Origin of the sequence: Microbacterium sp. NPDC057658, from assembly GCF_042799975.1 — a bacterium.
Lineage (GTDB): Bacteria > Actinomycetota > Actinomycetes > Actinomycetales > Microbacteriaceae > Microbacterium.
The window spans coordinates 512469-529305 of sequence record NZ_JBHVHT010000001.1; the positions used below are offsets into that span (position 1 = coordinate 512469).

A 16837-nucleotide genomic window follows, 5' to 3' on the forward strand; every position below is an offset into this window, starting at 1 on the left:
CCCATCACGAGTCAGGAGGCGCCATGAACGTCCACACCCCCACCAGCACTGGCTCCTCGCAGCGCGCCGACGCGGCCCACCCCGCCGCGATCGAGCCGGCCTGCGAGCGGATCGACTTCGACCGGTACGTCGTCGCGCACGACGCCCCTGTCGGGTACATCGAGGTCGTGCCGCCGCTCTATGTCTGCTACCTCGGACACCCGTATCCTCGGGCTGTGGAGATCGCTCAGGTGTACGACTACGACCATGCCGTCAGCATCGTCAGTGCCATGGCCGCGGGTTCGCGCGACCACGCCCTCGCCGGATGAGCCGCGAGGTCTGGCCCGGGTCCGCCTACCCGCTGGGGGCCACCTTCGACGGGCAGGGCACCAACTTCGCCCTCTTCAGCGAGGGCGCGGAGCGCGTGGAGCTCTGCCTCTTCGACGCGGACGGCACGGAGACGCGCGTGCCCCTCACGGAGGTGGACGCCTTCGTCTGGCACGGCTACCTGCCCACGGTCCAGCCCGGGCAGCACTACGGCTATCGGGTGCATGGCCCGTACGACCCCGCGCAGGGGCAGCGGTTCAATCCGAACAAGCTGCTCCTCGACCCGTACGCGAAGGCCGTCGCCGGCGAGATCGACTGGGGTCAGTCCCTGTTCGGCTACGACTTCGGCGACCCTGACTCCCGCAACGACGACGATTCCGCGGGCGCGATGGCGAAGGGCGTCGTCGTCAGCCCGTTCTTCGAGTGGGGCGGCGACCGGCCGCTGAAGACGCCGTACGCCGAGACCGTCATCTACGAGGCCCATGTGAAGGGGCTCACCCAGCGGCACCCCGAGGTGCCGGAGGAGCTGCGCGGGACCTACGCCGGCATCGCGCATCCGGCGGTCGTCGAGCACCTCCAGCGCCTCGGCATCACCGCCCTGGAGCTGATGCCCGTGCACCAGTTCGTCAACGACTCGGTGCTGCAGGACAAGGGCCTGTCGAACTACTGGGGCTACAACACCCTCGGCTTCTTCGCCCCGCACAACGCCTATGCCGCCGGCGGTCAGGACGGTCAGCAGGTGCAGGAGTTCCGTGCCATGGTGCGCGCGCTCCACGAGGCCGGCATCGAGGTCATCCTCGACGTGGTCTACAACCACACGGCGGAGGGCAACCACCTCGGTCCGACGCTCTCGATGCGCGGGATCGACAACGAGGCGTACTACCGGCTCGAAGAGGACAAGCGGTACTACACGGACTACACCGGCACGGGCAACAGCCTGAACGCGGGCAACCCGCACGCCCTGCAACTTCTCATGGACTCGCTGCGGTACTGGGTGACCGAGATGCACGTCGACGGCTTCCGCTTCGACCTCGCGGCGACCCTCGCCCGCGAGTTCTACGACGTCGACCGCCTCGCGGCCTTCTTCGAGCTCGTGCAGCAGGATCCGATCGTCTCCCAGGTGAAGCTCATCGCCGAGCCGTGGGACATCGGACCCGGCGGCTATCAGGTGGGCAACTTCCCGCCGCAGTGGACGGAGTGGAACGGCAAGTACCGCGACACCGTGCGCGACTTCTGGCGCGGGGAGCCGCAGGCCCTCGGCGAGTTCGCCTCCCGCCTCACCGGGTCCGCCGACTTGTACGAGCACTCCGGCCGACGACCCGTCGCCTCCATCAACTTCGTCACCGCGCACGACGGCTTCACGCTGCGCGACCTCGTCTCCTACAACGAGAAGCACAACGAGGACAACGGCGAGGACAACAACGACGGCGAATCCCACAACCGCTCCGACAACATGGGCGCGGAGGGACCGACCGACGACATCGACATCAATCGCCGCCGAGCGCGTCAGCAGCGGAACTTCCTCGCGACGCTGCTGCTCTCGCAGGGCGTGCCGATGATCTCCCACGGCGACGAGCTCGGCCGCACGCAGCACGGCAACAACAACGGCTACGCGCAGGACAACGAGCTCACCTGGATCGACTGGGAGGCGGCCGACCTGCCGCTCGTGGAGTTCACGGCGGCGGTCGCCCGGCTCCGGCACGACCATCCGGCCTTCCGCCGCAGCCGCTTCTTCGACGGACGCCCGGTCGCGGACGAGGACGGCGAGCGCATCCCCGACGTCGTGTGGCTGCGACCGGACGGCGCCCGCATGACCCCGGAGGACTGGGACTCGGGCTTCGGACGCTCTGTCGGCATGTTCCTCAACGGCCGCGGGATCCGCGAGAACGACCGGCGAGGGCGACCCGTGGAGGACGTGAACTTCCTCGTCTACTTCAACAGCGGGGACGAGCCCGTCGACCTCGCCCTGCCGGACGATCGCCACGGTGCGGAATGGCTCGTCGCGGTGGACACCGCCGGCGAGCTGGGCGACCGGAACCTCCGCGCCCGCGACACCGTGCCGCTCGAGGGCAAGGCCATGCTCGTGCTGCAGGAGATCGACGGCGAGCCCGTCGACACCGATGACTCCGTCGACGCCTCGCTCCGCGCGCAGAGCGAGCAGGCCGCCTCATGACCGACAGGCCGCTGTCGACCTATCGCCTCCAGATCAGCGGCAGCTTCCCCCTCGAAGCGGCGGCCGATGTGGTCGGCTACCTCGCCGAGCTCGGCGCGTCCTGGGCGTATCTGTCGCCGCTGCTGGCGGCGACGCCGGGTTCGAACCATGGCTACGACGTCGTCGACCACGGGCGCGTCGACCCCGACCGCGGGGGCGAGGAAGGCCTCGTGCGCTTCGCCTCGGCGGCGCGCACGGCCGGGCTCGGGATCCTCGCCGACATCGTGCCCAACCACGTCGGGGTCGCCGTTCCGCGGCAGAACCCGTGGTGGTGGGAGGTGCTGCGGCTCGGACGGGAGACCCGCCGCGCCGCGGCGTTCGACATCGACTGGGCGGCGGGCGGCGGACGCCTCCTGCTCCCGCTGCTGGGCGCGACCCCGGAGGAGGTCGTCGCGAACGGCGAGCTCGACGTCGACACCACCCCGGCCGCCGATGCGCCGGACGGGGTGCTGCGCTACTTCGAGCACGAGCTGCCGCTCGCCCCCGGCACCGCGGCGCTGGCCGACGACCTCCCGGCACTCCTGGCGGCCCAGAACTACGAGCTGCGATTCTGGGAGGACCAGAACACCGATCTCACGTATCGCCGATTCTTCGCGGTCTCCGAGCTCGCCGGCATCCGGGTCGAGCGCCCCGACGTCTTCGCGAAGTCGCATCGGGAGATCCTGCGCTGGCTCCGGACCGGACTGGCGGACGGGCTGCGGGTGGATCATCCGGACGGCCTCGTCGACCCCGGTGCGTATCTGGAGCAGCTCGCCGACGCGACCGGACGCGCGTACACGCTCGTGGAGAAGATCCTGGAGCCCGGCGAGGCCCTGCCGGCCTGGTGGCGGACCGACGGGACGACCGGATACGACGCGCTGGCCGAGCTCGACCGTCTGTTCGTCGACGCGGAGGGGGTGGCCGCACTGGACCGCCTGGACGCCCGGCTCCGCGCGGAGACCGGCCTCCCGGACGCGCTCCCCTGGCACGACCTCATCCACGACACGAAGCGGATGATCGCCGACACGCTCCTGGCGGCGGAGGTGCGCCGCCTGGTCCGCACGCTCCCCCACGGGATCGTGCGCGCCGACGACGCCCTCGCCGAGCTCCTCGCCTGCTTCCCCGTGTACCGCTCCTATCTCCCCGAAGGTCGCGAGCACCTGTGCGCCGCCTTCGCGGAGGCCCGGCGTCGACGCCCCGACCTCTCCGCCGCCTTCGCGGCGCTCGAACCGCTCCTGGTCGACCCCTCGCTCGAGGTCGCGCAGCGGTTCCCGCAGGTGAGCGGCGCCGTGATGGCGAAGGGCGTGGAGGACACCGCGTTCTACCGGTTCACCCGCCTCGGGACGCTGACCGAGGTCGGCGCCGATCCGTCGATCCCCGCCCTGTCGGTCGAGGAGTTCCACGACGCGCAGCGGGCACGACTGGCCGCCTGGCCGCACTCGATGACGACGCTCTCCACGCACGACACGAAGCGCTCGGAGGACGTGCGGGCACGCCTGTCCGTGCTCTCGGAGATCCCGGAGCGGTGGGGCGAGGTGCTGGCGGAGCTGCGCGCCGTCGCGACCACCGGACACGGTCCCCTCGACGCGCTGATCTGGCAGGCCGCCGTCGGAGCCTGGCCGCTGCCCTCCGACCGGCTCCTCGCCTATGCCACCAAGGCCGCGCGCGAGGCCGCCGAGCGGACCACCTGGCAGCATCCGGACGCGGCCTTCGAGGAGGGTCTGGCCGCGATCGCGCGATCCGTGGAGGGCGACGCCGCGCCGATCCTCGACCGGTTCGTGGCGGAGATCGTCGATGCGGGCCGTTCGAACTCCCTCTCCGCCAAGCTGCTGCAGCTCACCGGCCCCGGCGTGCCCGACGTCTACCAGGGCACCGAACTGTGGGACCTCTCGCTCGTCGACCCCGACAACCGTCGACCCGTGGACTTCGCTCTGCGCGCCCGGATGCTGCGGGAGCTCGACGCGGACCACGCCCGCGGTGTGCTCCCGCCCATCGACGACTCCGGTGCCGCGAAGCTGCTGGTGACCTCGCGGGCCCTGCGACTGCGGCGGGACAACCCGGAGCTGTTCCGCTTCTACCGGCCGGCCGTCGTCGAGGGCGCGGCCGCCGACCACGCCGTCGCCGTGCACCGCGGCGGCGCGACCGCCGTGGCCACGCGGCTGCCGGTGACGCTGGCGCGCCGCGGCGGCTGGGGCGACACGGTCTTGATGCGGCCCGAGCTGCCGGGAACCGACCTCCTCACCGGTCGGCGGGTCCCGCCCGGGCCGGTGCGGCTGGCGGAGCTGCTCGACACGTATCCGGTCGCCCTGATCGAGCTGGCCCGATGATCTCGGTGTGGGCGCCGAAGGCGCGTCGTGTGCGGGTGCGACGCCTCGACGCCGCGGGAACGACCGTGGAGGAGCGGGAACTCACGGCGACCGCTGAGGGGCACTGGACCGCCGACCTCGTCCTCGCGGACGGGGAGCGCTACGGCTTCCTGCTCGACGACGGCGACGACCTGCGCCCGGACCCTCGGTCGCGGCGGCAACCGGACGGCGTGCACGGCGCCTCGGCGGCGTTCGACCCCGCGGCCTTCGCCTGGACCGACGCCTCCTGGACCGGACGGCAGCTCGCGGGCGGGCTGATCTACGAGCTGCACCTCGGCACCTTCACGCCGGAGGGCACGCTCGACGCGGCGATCGGCCGCCTGGCGCATCTCGTCGACCTCGGCGTCACCCACGTCGAGCTGCTGCCCGTCAACGCCTTCAACGGCGCCTGGAACTGGGGATACGACGGCGTGCTCTGGTACGCGGTGCAGGAGGAGTACGGCGGCCCTGCGGCGTATCAGCGCTTCGTCGACGCCGCCCACGCGCACGGGCTCGCCGTCGTGCAGGACGTGGTCTACAACCACCTCGGTCCGAGCGGGAACTACCTCCCCCTCTTCGGTCCGTACCTGCGCGAGGGCGAGAGCAATACGTGGGGCGACTCGGTGAACCTCGACGAGGACGCGGTGCGGGAGTACATCCTCGACAACGCCCTGATGTGGCTGCACGACTTCCACGTCGACGGCCTCCGCCTCGACGCCGTGCACGCCCTACACGACCGGCGGCCCGTGCACCTGCTGCGGGAGCTCTCCGAACGGGTGGACGCCCTCTCCGCGCAGCAGAATCGGCCGCTGACCCTCATCGCCGAGTCCGACCTCAACGACCCGACGCTCATCCTGCCGCGGGAAGCCGGGGGTTACGGACTCACGGCGCAGTGGTCGGACGACTGGCATCATGCCGTGCACGTCGCGCTCACCGGGGAGACCGCCGGGTACTACGCCGACTTCGCCGCGGCCGAGGCGGTGGCCAAGGTGACGGAGGGCGGGTTCTTCCACGACGGCACCTTCTCGTCCTTCCGCGACCGTCCGCACGGGTCCCCGATCCCGGCCGAGGTGCCGAGCTGGCGGCTGGTGACCTTCGCGCAGGACCACGACCAGATCGGGAACCGCGCGGCCGGGGACCGGCTCTCCGCCACCCTGCCCCCCGATCGACTCGCGGTGGCCGCCGTCCTCACGCTGACGGCCCCAGGCACCCCGATGCTCTTCATGGGCGAGGAGTGGGGCGCGACGACACCGTGGCAGTTCTTCACCGCCCACCCCGAGCCCGAACTCGGCCGCGCGGTCGCCGAGGGTCGCACGGCGGAGTTCGCCCGCATGGGCTGGGATCCGGATGCGGTCCCCGACCCGCAGGATCCCGACACCTTCCGTCGCTCACACCTCGACTGGGCGGAGGCCGAGGCGCCGGTGCACGCCCGGCTCCTGGCGCTGTACCGCGACCTCGCGCGACTGCGGCGAGCGCGACCGGAGCTCACCGACCCGGACTCCGCGCACACGACGGTCGAGGTCCGGGAGACGGACGGCCGCCCCGAGCACCGCGTCTACCGCATCGATCGCGGAGGAGTGTCGGTGCTCGTGAACCTCTCCCCCACCCCCGCAACGTTCGCGGTGCCCTCGACGGCCGAACTCCTCCTCACAACCGCCCCCGCGTCGAGCACCCCCACGCTCCTGACTCTCCCCCCGGACGCCGCCGCCATCATCAACTGAGGTCGACCCACCCCTCTGCGGTCGGCCCGGCCCTTTACGTGCGGGCGCAGGGGGCCGGGAGGCACGCAAGGGGGTGGGTCGGCAGAAGTCAGCCGCGCGAAGCCCACCACTCGCGGAGACGCTGCTCCGCGACGTCCTCACCCAGCACGCCCTCGTCGAGGCGCAGATCGAGGAGGAACCTGTACGCCGCGCCGACCTCCCGGCCCGGCGAGATGCCGAGGACCTCCTGGATGCGGTTGCCGTCGAGCTCCGGACGGATCGCGTCGAGCTCCTCCTGCTCGCGAAGAGCCGCGATCCGGGACTCGATGTCGTCGTAGGCGGCGGCGAGCCGCGCGGCCTTGCGCTTGTTCCGCGTGGTGACGTCGGCGCGCGTGAGGATGTGCAGCCGCTCCAGCAGGTCCCCGGCATCGCGGACGTAGCGGCGCACGGCGGCATCCGTCCACGCCCCCTCCGCATAGCCGAAGAACCGCAGATGCAGCTCGATCAGGGTCGCGACGGCATCCGTGGTCGCCGAGTCGAAGCGCAGGGCCTGCAGCCGCTTGCGGGCCATCCGGGCGCCGACGACGTCGTGGTGGTGGAAGGTCACCGCGCCACCCGGCTCGAGCTTGCGCGTGCGGGGCTTGCCGATGTCGTGGAGCAGAGCCGCGATCCGCAGCGGCACATCCGCCGGGGCCCCGGGGTTCCTGGCGTGCTCGAGCGCGATGGCCTGACGGAGCACCGTGAGCGAGTGCTCGTAGACGTCCTTGTGGTGGTGGTGCTCGTCGACCTCGAGCTTGAGGGCGCTGACCTCGGGGAGGAACTCCTCGATGAGTCCGGTCTCCACCAGCACCCGGATGCCGCGGACGGGGTCGTCGGTTTGCATGAGGCGCACGAGCTCGGACTGCACGCGCTCCGGGCTCACGATCGTCAGGGTCTCGCGGAGCTCGGTGATCGCCCGCTCCGTGTCCTCCTCCACCGTGAAGCCGAGCTGCGCGCTGAACCGGGCGGCGCGCAGCATCCGGAGCGGGTCGTCGCCGAACGACACCCGGGGATCCGTCGGTGTCCGCAGCACCCCCGCCACGAGGTCCTCGACCCCGCCGGTCGGGTCGACGAGCTTCACCGCGGGCACCTGGAGGGCCATCGCGTTGACCGTGAAGTCGCGGCGGACGAGGTCGCCGTCGATCGAGTCGCCGAACTCCACGGTGGGCTTGCGCGTCACGCCGTCGTAGCTGTCGGCGCGATAGGTGGTGATCTCGACCTGCTCGCCCCGCACCCGGGCGCCGATGGTCCCGAAGGCCCGACCGATGTCCCAGTGCGCGGAGGCGACCGGCTTCACGATCGCGAGGATCTCGTCCGGCGAGGCGCTCGTCGTGAAGTCGAGGTCGTGCGTCTCACGGCCGAGCAGCGCATCGCGCACCGGACCGCCGACGACGGCGAGCTCGAAACCGGCTTCGTCGAAGGCCTCCGCGAGGGTGCGGACGACGGGATTCTCGGCGAGCGCGCCGAGACGGGCGAGGCCGTCGGCCATGTTGAGCATGGGTTCCAGCGTACCGGCCCGCTTTCCACCCCTTCCGGACCGGGCACGACTTCGGAGCTTCCGGCCGACGCGCCGGCTCCGAGCCGGTACCCCCGGCGTGTCTCGGGCGATCTCCGAAGCTGTGCCCGCCCGCGCCGCGTTCACCTCCCCGTCGCCTCGATGTCAGACCGCGGTCATCCGGCTCCGCTGGGCTGGGGGCGCCCCGTGCGGCTGAGCACGGACACCCACCCACGAAGGACTGACATGACCTCCCCCACCCCTGCGGTGCGGTGGCGGCGTCGCGGACTGACGTCCGTCGCGCTGCTCGCCGTGCTCGGCGGCGCCGTCGTCGCCCCCGCGGCCCTCGCCGCGCCCGATCCCGAGGTGCCCACCGGATCGCTCGTCACCGGCGACACCCCCTGGCACTACCTCGACGACGGCTCCGACCCGTCCCCTGCCCCGGCCGCACTGCGCGATTGGACCCTGCCGGCCTACGACGACAGCGCGTGGAAGACCGCACCGGGCTCGTTCGGCGCCAAGGGCGGGAAGCTCGCCCCCGTCGGCCCGCAGACGCCGAAGACGCTCCTCAACCACTACCTCGACGGCGCCGCGGCCCCGACCGTGCCCACCTACTTCTTCCGGACCACGTTCGAACTCGAAGCCGGCGTCGCCGAGCAGGTCGCCGCTCTGCAGAGCACCATCACCTACGACGACGCCATCATCGTCTGGATCAACGGCGAGGAGGTCGCCCGCTACGTCGACGGCCGCATCACCGACACCACCAACGTCGAGTACGCCGGCGACTCCAACGGCGACCCGCTGACCAGCACGTTCAGCGCCGAGGGCGACCTGCTCCGTGACGGCACGAACACGATCGCCGTGTCGCTGTTCCAGGACCGCGCGTCCAGCTCCGACATCTACTTCGACATGTCATCGCTCACCCTCGTGAAGGCTTCCGACCCCGGCACGCCCGTGGTCGCCCCGCCGACCCGTGTCATCCTCACCCCCACCGAGAAGCCCGAGGTGTCGCAGTCGTTCTCCTGGCTCGCCGGCGACGCCTCGCACACGGTCGGCCAGGTCGAGATCGGCCTCGCGACCGGTGGTGCCACCCGCACGGTCGACGCGTACGACGCCGGTGTCGTGAACGGCAACCCTAACAAGCACTTCTCGGCCACGGTCACCGACCTCACCCCCGCCACGGCGTACCGCTACCGGGTGGGTCTCCCCGGGAGCTGGAGCGACTGGTACGAGTTCCGCACCGCCGACCCGAAGGCGAACGACTTCCAGTTCATCTACTACGGCGACGCCCAGATCGGTCTCGACACCACATGGCCGAGCGTCGTGAAGCAGGCCGAGGCACACGCTCCTCGCTCGATCGGCTCCGTGCACGCCGGCGATCTCATCAACACCTCCAGCAACGAGAACGAGTGGCTGAACTGGTTCCAGGGCATGAAGGACTCGGCGGTCCGCACCAACGTCATGGCCGCCCCCGGCAACCACGAGTACTCGGGCGACAAGCTGCTCACGGCGTGGAAGGCCGCGTTCGAGTACCCGCACAACAACCCGTCGACGAGCTCGATCGGCGAGCTGGCGGACCTCGCGAAGGGCGACTCCGAGGTCGCGCAGCAGTACCGCGCGTTCTTCGACCACTGGAGCTCGTTCGCCGCCGAGACCGCGTACTACACCGACTACCAGGGCGTCCGTTTCATCACCCTGAACGCGACCCGGGACACGACCTTCCTCACCCCGGCCGGGCTCCCGTCCTGCACGGGAGCGGAGTGCCCGTCGTCCCAGATCGGCACCCTGTGGACGCGCTTCCAGGCCGCCTGGCTCGACCTGCTGCTGCAGAACAGCCCGTCGAAGTGGAACGTCGTCACGTTCCACCAGCCGGTCTTCTCGGCCTCGGCCGGTCGTGACGAGCCGGTGCTCCGCGCCGAGTGGCTGCCCGTCTTCCAGCGCAACGACATCGATCTCGTGCTCATGGGCCACGACCACACGTACGCCCGCGGCTACGTGAACACGGATGCGACCGAGACTCCAGGCCTCACCACCGGCCCGGTCTACGTCGTGTCGAACTCCGGCGCGAAGCACTACGACCTGGAGACGCCGGAGAAGAACGTCTGGACCAACAACGGCGCCACGCAGGTGCTGCGCGGTCAGGGCGTGACGACGTACCAGGTGATCGACGTCTCGAAGAACCAGCTCGTCTATCGGTCGTACCTCGCCGAGAAGCAGCCGGACGCCACGACCGACCTCCCCGTCGGCGCCGTCTACGACACGTTCACGGTGACCAAGTCGGATGCTGGTGAGAAGTGGGTCACCGAGGCCGGTGTCACCCCGCCGGTCACGGAGGAGCCGGAGCCGGAGAAGCCCGCGACGGTCGAGCTGGGCGCGTCCTCGGTCGCGGCCGGCGGCGCGCTCGCGGTGTCCGGAAGCGGCTTCGCGGCCGGCGCGGAGCTCGCCCTCGAGCTGCGGTCCGACCCGGTCGCGCTCGGTACGGTCACGGTCGCGGCCGACGGCACGTTCTCGCGCACCATCACCATCCCCGCGGCAACCCCGGCGGGGACGCACACACTCGCCGTGATCCTCCCCGACGGCACCGAGGTGACGGCCTCCCTCACCGTGACCGCAGCGGCTGACGGCGACGGCGGCGCGATCGTCCCCGGTGAGAGCGACTCGGGCGGCGCGACCGACGGCGACCTCGCGACGACCGGTGCGGACAGCACGCCGTTCGTCATCGGCGCCATCGTGCTGTTCGCCGCCGGCCTCGGTCTGTTCGCGCTGCGTCGCCGTCGTGCGACCGCGGTCGTCGAGACGACGGACGCCGGGTAACCCGATCGTCTGTCCCTCCACGGGCGCCGCCGGTCCTCCGGCGGCGCCCGTGCCGTCTCCCCCGGCTCTCGCCTCGGACCATGCACCGGTCCCCTCCGGGTCTGGGATAACCTTCACGTGCCCGACCCGCGAAGGAGAACCCGTGCCCGCGAACGATGCCCTGGCCGATGAGACCGATCGGATCGTCGCGGCGGCCCTGCAGGTGAACGGCCGCGCGTCCTGGGGCGAGATCGCCCGCGTGGTCGACCTCCCGGAGCGGACGGTCGCCCGCCGCGGACAGCGTCTCCTGGACCGCGGCCTCGTGCGCGTCTCGACCTACGTCGACCCCGCCCGCGTGCTCCATGCCCGCGCCGTCCTTTTCCGGATCACGACCGAACCCCATGCGCTCTGGCACGTCGCCCGCACCCTGGCGCGTCGTGCCGACGCGTCGTCCGTGTCGGTCCTCGAGGGCAGCAGCGACATCGCCGGCATGCTCCTCCCCCACGACGACGCATCGATCCGCGAACTGCTCTTCACCGACTTCCCCGAGGTGGAGGGCATCGCGTCGATCAACGTCACCACGGTGCTGAAGTTCTTCCGCTCCGGACACGACTGGCGGGTGGGGGTGCTGTCCGACGAGCAGGTTCGGATGCTGGACGAGTCCTCCGGGTCCGAGGTCGACCCGTCGGACGCCTTGAGCGAGGACGAGGAGGCGCTGATCCGACTCCTGCTGAAGGACGGACGGATGCCCGTCGCACAGCTCGCCCGCGCGCTCGGACTGAACGTCACCACGACGCGCCGACGGATGGAATCGCTCAACCGCCGCGGTCTCATGCACCCCCGCACGGAGATCGTCCCGAGCCTCTTCGGCCTCGGGCTGGAGGCACTCGTGTGGCTGCGGGTGCCGATGGATCGGCTGGAGAAGGTGGGATCCGCCCTCGCCGCCGCCCCCGAGGTGAAGTTCATCGTCGCGACGACCGGCACGTCGCAGCTCCTCATGAACGTGCTCGTGCGCGACGCGGACGAGTTCTACGACTTCCTCACCGGTCCCGCGGTGGCGGGCCACGACGGGCTGGAGGTCGTCGAGTCGCTCGTCGTCATCACGCCGGTGCTCCGCGGGTCGCTGATCGTGGACGAGGCGCCGGCGGCGCTGGCGCAGGACATGCCGACGGGAGCCATCCGGTTGTAGGCCGATTCTGTTACGGACGTGTAAAGAAATGGCGGAATCGTTCGCATTGCCTTGACGCAATGGCGAAATAGAGCGAGTATCCCTTCCAGGGCCTTCACCCCTGGAGAGGACGACCGTGTTCACGGCAACTGGAGACGACTGGGCGGACCGCGCGGCGGCGCTGTCGCTGCACACCCGCATGTTCATCGACGGCTCCTGGGAGGACGGGGCCGCCGAGCCCCTCGCACCGATCAGCCCCCGCGACGGCCGGGCACTGCCTCCGATCGCGGCCGCCTCCGCCGCCGACATCGACCGCGCGGTCCGCTCCGCCCGTGCCGCGTTCGACGCGGGCGTCTGGTCGCGCATCGCCCCCCGGGAGCGCGGCCAGCTGCTGATCGCCTTCGCGCAGAAGATCCACGACAACGCCGAAGAACTCGCCCTCACCATCTCCCTCGAGATGGGCAAGCCCGTGCGCGAGGCGCTGCAGACCGAACTCCGCGCGGTCGTGAACTGCTTCCGCTGGTACGGCGAGGCCGCAGACAAGGTGCTCGACGAGCTCCCCGTCACCGCCCCGAACAGCCTCGCGCTCGTCACCCGCGAACCGGCCGGCGTCGTCGCCGCGGTCGTGCCGTGGAACTTCCCGCTCACGATGACGGCCTGGAAGCTCGCCCCCGCTCTCGCCGTCGGCAACAGCGTCGTCCTCAAGCCCGCCGAGCAGACCACCTTCTCGGCCCTGCGCCTGGCCGAGCTCGCCCACGAGGCCGGCCTCCCGGCCGGCGTGCTGAACGTCACCCCCGGCGCCGGCCACGTCGCCGGCCGCGCACTCGGCGAGCACCCCGATGTCGACGTCGTCACGTTCACGGGCTCGCCCGAGGTCGGCCGCCGGTTCCTCGGATACGCCGCGGCGTCGAACGGCAAGCGCGTGTGGCCGGAGCTCGGCGGCAAGACGGCGAGCCTCGTGCTCCCGGACGCCGATCTGGAGCGGGCGGTCCGGGCCACGGCCGACGGCTGCTTCTACAACCAGGGGCAGATGTGCACGGCCTCGTCCCGGCTGCTCGTCCCCCGCGCGCACTACGACAGGGCCCTGGAGATCGCCGCCGAGGTCGCCCGCACGAGCCTTCCCGCAGACCCGTTCGACGTGTCCACGTCGATGGGGGCGATCGTCAGCGAGAAGCAGCTCGCCGGGATCGCCGGGTTCGTCGAGCGCGCGGAGGCCGACGGCGCCGAGCTCGCGGCCGGCAGCACCGAACGGTTCTCCGCCGTCGACGGCGGCAGCTACTTCGCCCCCGTCGTGCTCGGCGTGACCCCCGCGCACGAGGTGGCGCAGCGCGAGGTCTTCGGCCCCGTGCTGTCGGTCATCGCGTACGACGACGTCGAGGACGCCCTCGCCATCGCCAACGGCACCGAGTACGGCCTCGCCGCCGCGCTGTGGAGCACCGACCTCAACGCCGTGCACACCCTCTCCCGCCGGCTGCGGGCGGGTGTCGTCTGGGTCAACTGCTTCGAGGAGGGCGACATGACCATCCCCTTCGGCGGGGTCAAGGGCTCCGGCTTCGGGCGCGACAAGAGTCTGCACGCGATGGAGAAGTTCACCGACCTGAAGACCACGTGGATCGAGCTGTCGTGACCCGCCCGCTCATCGGCATCACCACCTGGCGCCGCGCCATCGACACCGACCTCGGCACGGGCCGCCCCGCGCACAGCCTCGGCACCGAGTACGCCACGCCGATCGAGGCCGCCGGCGGCGCCGTCGTGCTGCTGCCGCCGACCGCCGGTGTCGACGAGGTCCTCGATCGGCTCGACGGGCTGGTGCTCTCCGGCGGGGAGGATCTGCACCCCTCGCACTACGGCGCCGAGCCCCAGGACGGGAAGTCCTACGACTCGGCCCGCGACGGCTACGAGATCGCGCTCGCCCTCGGCGCCCGGGAACGCGGCCTGCCGGTGCTGGCGATCTGCCGCGGGCTCCAGGTCTGCACCGTCGCGTTCGGCGGCTCGCTCATCGTCGACATCCCCGCCACGGCCGACCATCACCCGGTGCGAGGAGCAGACGAGCAGCTCTCCGCCCGGCACGCCGTCGCGTTCGCGGAGGACAGCAGGCTCGCCGCGCTCTACGGGACGACGACGAGGACCGTCAACACCATCCATCACCAGTCCGTCGACACCCCGGCCCCCGGGCTGCACCCCGTCGCCTGGGCACCCGACGGCATCGTCGAGGCCGTCGAGTCGGACGACGACTGGGCCATCTGGGCGGTGCAGTGGCACCCCGAGAAGATGACAGCCCCCGAAGAGGCCGCCGAGGAGCGCCCGCTGTTCGCGGCGTTCGTCGCGGCCGCCCGTGAACGCGCAGCGGAACCGTCCGCTGGCCAGAAAGGAACACGATGACCAAGCAGGTCTTCCTCGAGTACGAGAACGGCGTCCGCGCCGTCGCCACCCTGTTCGAGGACCTCGCCCCTCGCACGTGCGAGGCGATGTGGGGCGCGCTGGAAAAGCCGGTCACCATGCAGGCGATGCACGCGATGTACGCCGGACCCGAGGTCATGGTCGGTCTTCCCGAGGAGGCCCAGAACTTCGACCCCGAGGCCGTGCCCGCGGAGAACCAGCAGGTCGTGCCCGCACCGGGTGACCTGCAGTGGTACTGGCAGCGCCCCATGCAGATGGGCGGACTGCCGTTCGAGTGGTACGAGATCGGAGTCTTCTACGATCGTGGTGCCCGTATTCTCGGCCCCCTCGGATGGACACCCGTCAACATCTGGGCCGGCATCACCGAAGGACTCGCGGAGTTCGCTCAGGAGAGCGCCGCGATCCGCATCGACGGAGCGAAGCAGCTCACCATCGGACGCCTGGTCTAGGCGTCCACCCCCCGTGCTGGACCCATCCCGAAGGAGCAGTGCATGAACACCCGCAGAATCCTCACCGCCGGCGCGCTCGTCGCCACCGGTGCCCTCGTCCTCGCCGGCTGCGCGTCCGGCGACGGCGAGTCCTCGTCCGGTGGTGACAAGGAGTTCGCCGGCGAGACCCTGGTCGTCACGTCGTTCGGCGGAGACTGGGAGAAGGCCTTCATCGAGGCCGTCGTCGACCCGTTCGAGGAGGAGACCGGAGCGAAGGTCGAGCTGATCACCCTGTACAGCGCCGACGCCCTCGCCCAGGTCACCGCCCAGAAGGCGAGCCCGCAGATCGATGTCGTGCACTTCTCCGGCGGACAGGAGTTCACCGCAGCGGAGCAGGGCCTCATCGCCCCGATCGCCGCCGACGACCTGTCCGCGTCGGGGGACCTCATCGACATCGCGACCGCCGGCCTCGAGCGCGGCGAGGGTCCGGTCATCCAACTCGCGCCCATCGGGCTCGTCTACAACACCGAGGCCGACGCCCCGGCGCCGACGTCCTGGGAAGACCTCTTCGACGACGCCTACGCCGGTCACGTCGCCCTGACGGACTTCTCGAACACCTACGGGGTGCTGTCGATGCTCCGCGTGGCCGATGCGCTCGGGGGTGGCATCGAGGACCCGTCCGCGGCCATCGCCGACCTCGGGGCGCTGGCGTCCTCGGGCGACGCGATCGTCGTCCCCACCTCGCCGGACCTGCAGACCGCCTTCGCCCAGCGCGGCACCTGGCTGGCCCCGTACGCGATGGACTACGCGGGCACCCTGCAGGACGCGGGTCTCCCCGTCGAGTTCATCGTCCCGGAGGAGGGCGCCACCGCGTCGCTCATCACGGCGAACGTCGTCGAGGGTCGGGACAACCCCGAGCTGGCGACGCTCTTCATCGACTACGAGCTGCGCCCCGAAGCGCAGGCCGTCTTCGCGGAGAACATGCGCTACTCCCCCGTCAACACGAAGGCCGAGCTGTCGGACGAGGCGGCCGAGGCCGTGCTCACCGGCGACGAGCTCGACGACGTCGTGGTCTACGCCCCGGGCGACATCGCCGCGTCGCGTCAGGCGTGGACCGACGAGTGGAATGCGCTGATCACCAAATGAGCGTCCGAACCCGTAAGGAGCCCTGGCTCCTGCTCCTGCCGGCGATCGTGCTGCTCGCGCTCGCCTTCGTCACCCCGGTGGCCGGCATGCTGCTCATGAGCGTGCAATCGCCGGCAGGCGGGTTCACCCTCGACAACTTCACCCGCTTGTTCGCGAGCGAGTATCACCTCCAGGCGGCGCTGCGATCGCTCCGCCTGGGGGTGATCCAGACGGTGATCACCCTCGTCATCGCCGTCCCGCTGTCGTACATCATGGCGCGCGCCGGCTCGAAGGTGCGCTCCTTCCTCCTCATCGTGGTGATCCTGCCGCTGATGACGAGCGTCGTCGTCCGCACTTTCGGCTGGGTGGTGCTCATGGGGCCGTCCGGCCTGATGATGCAGATCCCCGGCGCGGAGTTCCTCGTCGGCGGCACGCAGGGATTCCTCGGTACCGAGACCGGCGTCGTGATCGCGATGGTGCAGGTGCTGCTGCCGTTCGCCGTGCTCAGCATCCTCGGCGTCATCTCCGGCATCCGTCCGCAGCTGGAGGAGGCTTCCCGCACCCTCGGCGCCGGATTCTGGCGCACGCTGCGGCACGTCGTGCTGCCGCTGTCGGTGCCCGGCATCGTCGCCGGCGCCTCCCTGGTGTTCGTGCTCTCGGTGAGCTCCTTCATCACCCCCCGCTTCATCGGCGGCTCGCAGATCCCCGTGTTCGCACAGACGATCTACGTCGACGCGACCACCAACCTCGACTGGGCGTTCGCGGCGGCGCAGGCCGTGCTGCTGTTCGCGGGCGTGATGCTCGTGCTCGCGGCCACCTCCCGGCTCGGGAAGCAGAAGGCGTGACC

General features: G+C 71.0%; 12 protein-coding genes. 11 read left to right on the plus strand and 1 reads right to left on the minus strand.

All coding sequences use genetic code 11. The features are described from left to right. The first annotated feature begins 23 nt into the window (after positions 1 to 23). Genes ACFU8V_RS02460 through treZ form a run of 4 tightly spaced genes read left to right on the plus strand, consistent with a single transcriptional unit; the run spans position 24 to position 6563 of the window. Positions 24 to 308, plus strand: a complete 285-nt coding sequence (locus tag ACFU8V_RS02460; protein ID WP_025102837.1) for a hypothetical protein — start codon at positions 24 to 26, stop codon at positions 306 to 308. Then, positions 305 to 2479, plus strand: a complete 2175-nt coding sequence (glgX, locus tag ACFU8V_RS02465) for a glycogen debranching protein GlgX (RefSeq protein WP_378868746.1) — start codon at positions 305 to 307, stop codon at positions 2477 to 2479. The genes ACFU8V_RS02460 and glgX overlap by 4 nt, the downstream gene beginning before the upstream one ends. Beyond that, entirely contained in the window at positions 2476 to 4824 is a 2349-nt protein-coding gene (treY, locus tag ACFU8V_RS02470; protein WP_378868749.1) for a malto-oligosyltrehalose synthase, read from the plus strand. The genes glgX and treY overlap by 4 nt, the downstream gene beginning before the upstream one ends. Further along, entirely contained in the window at positions 4821 to 6563 is a 1743-nt protein-coding gene (gene treZ, locus ACFU8V_RS02475) for a malto-oligosyltrehalose trehalohydrolase (protein ID WP_378868752.1), read from the plus strand. Before treY ends, treZ begins: the two co-directional genes overlap by 4 nt. 88 nt (positions 6564 to 6651) lie before the next feature. Here treZ and ACFU8V_RS02480 read toward each other — a convergent pair whose 3' ends face one another. Next, positions 6652 to 8079 carry a CCA tRNA nucleotidyltransferase gene (locus ACFU8V_RS02480; RefSeq protein ID WP_378868755.1) on the minus strand — a complete coding sequence of 476 codons (1428 nt, stop codon included), beginning with the start codon at positions 8077 to 8079 and terminating at the stop codon, positions 6652 to 6654. A gap of 243 nt (positions 8080 to 8322) precedes the next feature. Between ACFU8V_RS02480 and ACFU8V_RS02485 the strand changes: the two genes are divergently transcribed. The 7 genes from ACFU8V_RS02485 to ACFU8V_RS02515 all read left to right on the plus strand — a co-directional run bounded on the left by ACFU8V_RS02485 (position 8323) and on the right by ACFU8V_RS02515 (position 16835). Next, positions 8323 to 10890, plus strand: coding sequence for a fibronectin type III domain-containing protein (locus ACFU8V_RS02485; RefSeq protein WP_378868758.1), 2568 nt, complete (start codon positions 8323 to 8325; stop codon positions 10888 to 10890). Between the two features lie 142 nt (positions 10891 to 11032). After that, entirely contained in the window at positions 11033 to 12058 is a 1026-nt protein-coding gene (locus ACFU8V_RS02490; protein ID WP_378868761.1) for an Lrp/AsnC family transcriptional regulator, read from the plus strand. A gap of 115 nt (positions 12059 to 12173) precedes the next feature. Then, on the plus strand, positions 12174 to 13664 hold the full coding sequence (locus ACFU8V_RS02495) for an aldehyde dehydrogenase family protein (protein ID WP_378868764.1): 1491 nt from the start codon (positions 12174 to 12176) through the stop codon (positions 13662 to 13664). Then, a complete protein-coding gene (locus tag ACFU8V_RS02500) occupies positions 13661 to 14419 on the plus strand; it encodes a gamma-glutamyl-gamma-aminobutyrate hydrolase family protein (protein ID WP_378868766.1) in 759 nt (252 codons plus the stop codon). The genes ACFU8V_RS02495 and ACFU8V_RS02500 overlap by 4 nt, the downstream gene beginning before the upstream one ends. After that, positions 14416 to 14886, plus strand: coding sequence for a DUF3830 family protein (locus tag ACFU8V_RS02505; RefSeq protein ID WP_025102846.1), 471 nt, complete (start codon positions 14416 to 14418; stop codon positions 14884 to 14886). Before ACFU8V_RS02500 ends, ACFU8V_RS02505 begins: the two co-directional genes overlap by 4 nt. A 42-nt stretch (positions 14887 to 14928) precedes the next feature. Next, positions 14929 to 16011, plus strand: coding sequence for an ABC transporter substrate-binding protein (locus ACFU8V_RS02510; protein ID WP_105950701.1), 1083 nt, complete (start codon positions 14929 to 14931; stop codon positions 16009 to 16011). Then, positions 16008 to 16835, plus strand: coding sequence for an ABC transporter permease (locus ACFU8V_RS02515; protein WP_378868771.1), 828 nt, complete (start codon positions 16008 to 16010; stop codon positions 16833 to 16835). The genes ACFU8V_RS02510 and ACFU8V_RS02515 overlap by 4 nt, the downstream gene beginning before the upstream one ends. Positions 16836 to 16837 lie beyond the last annotated feature (2 nt).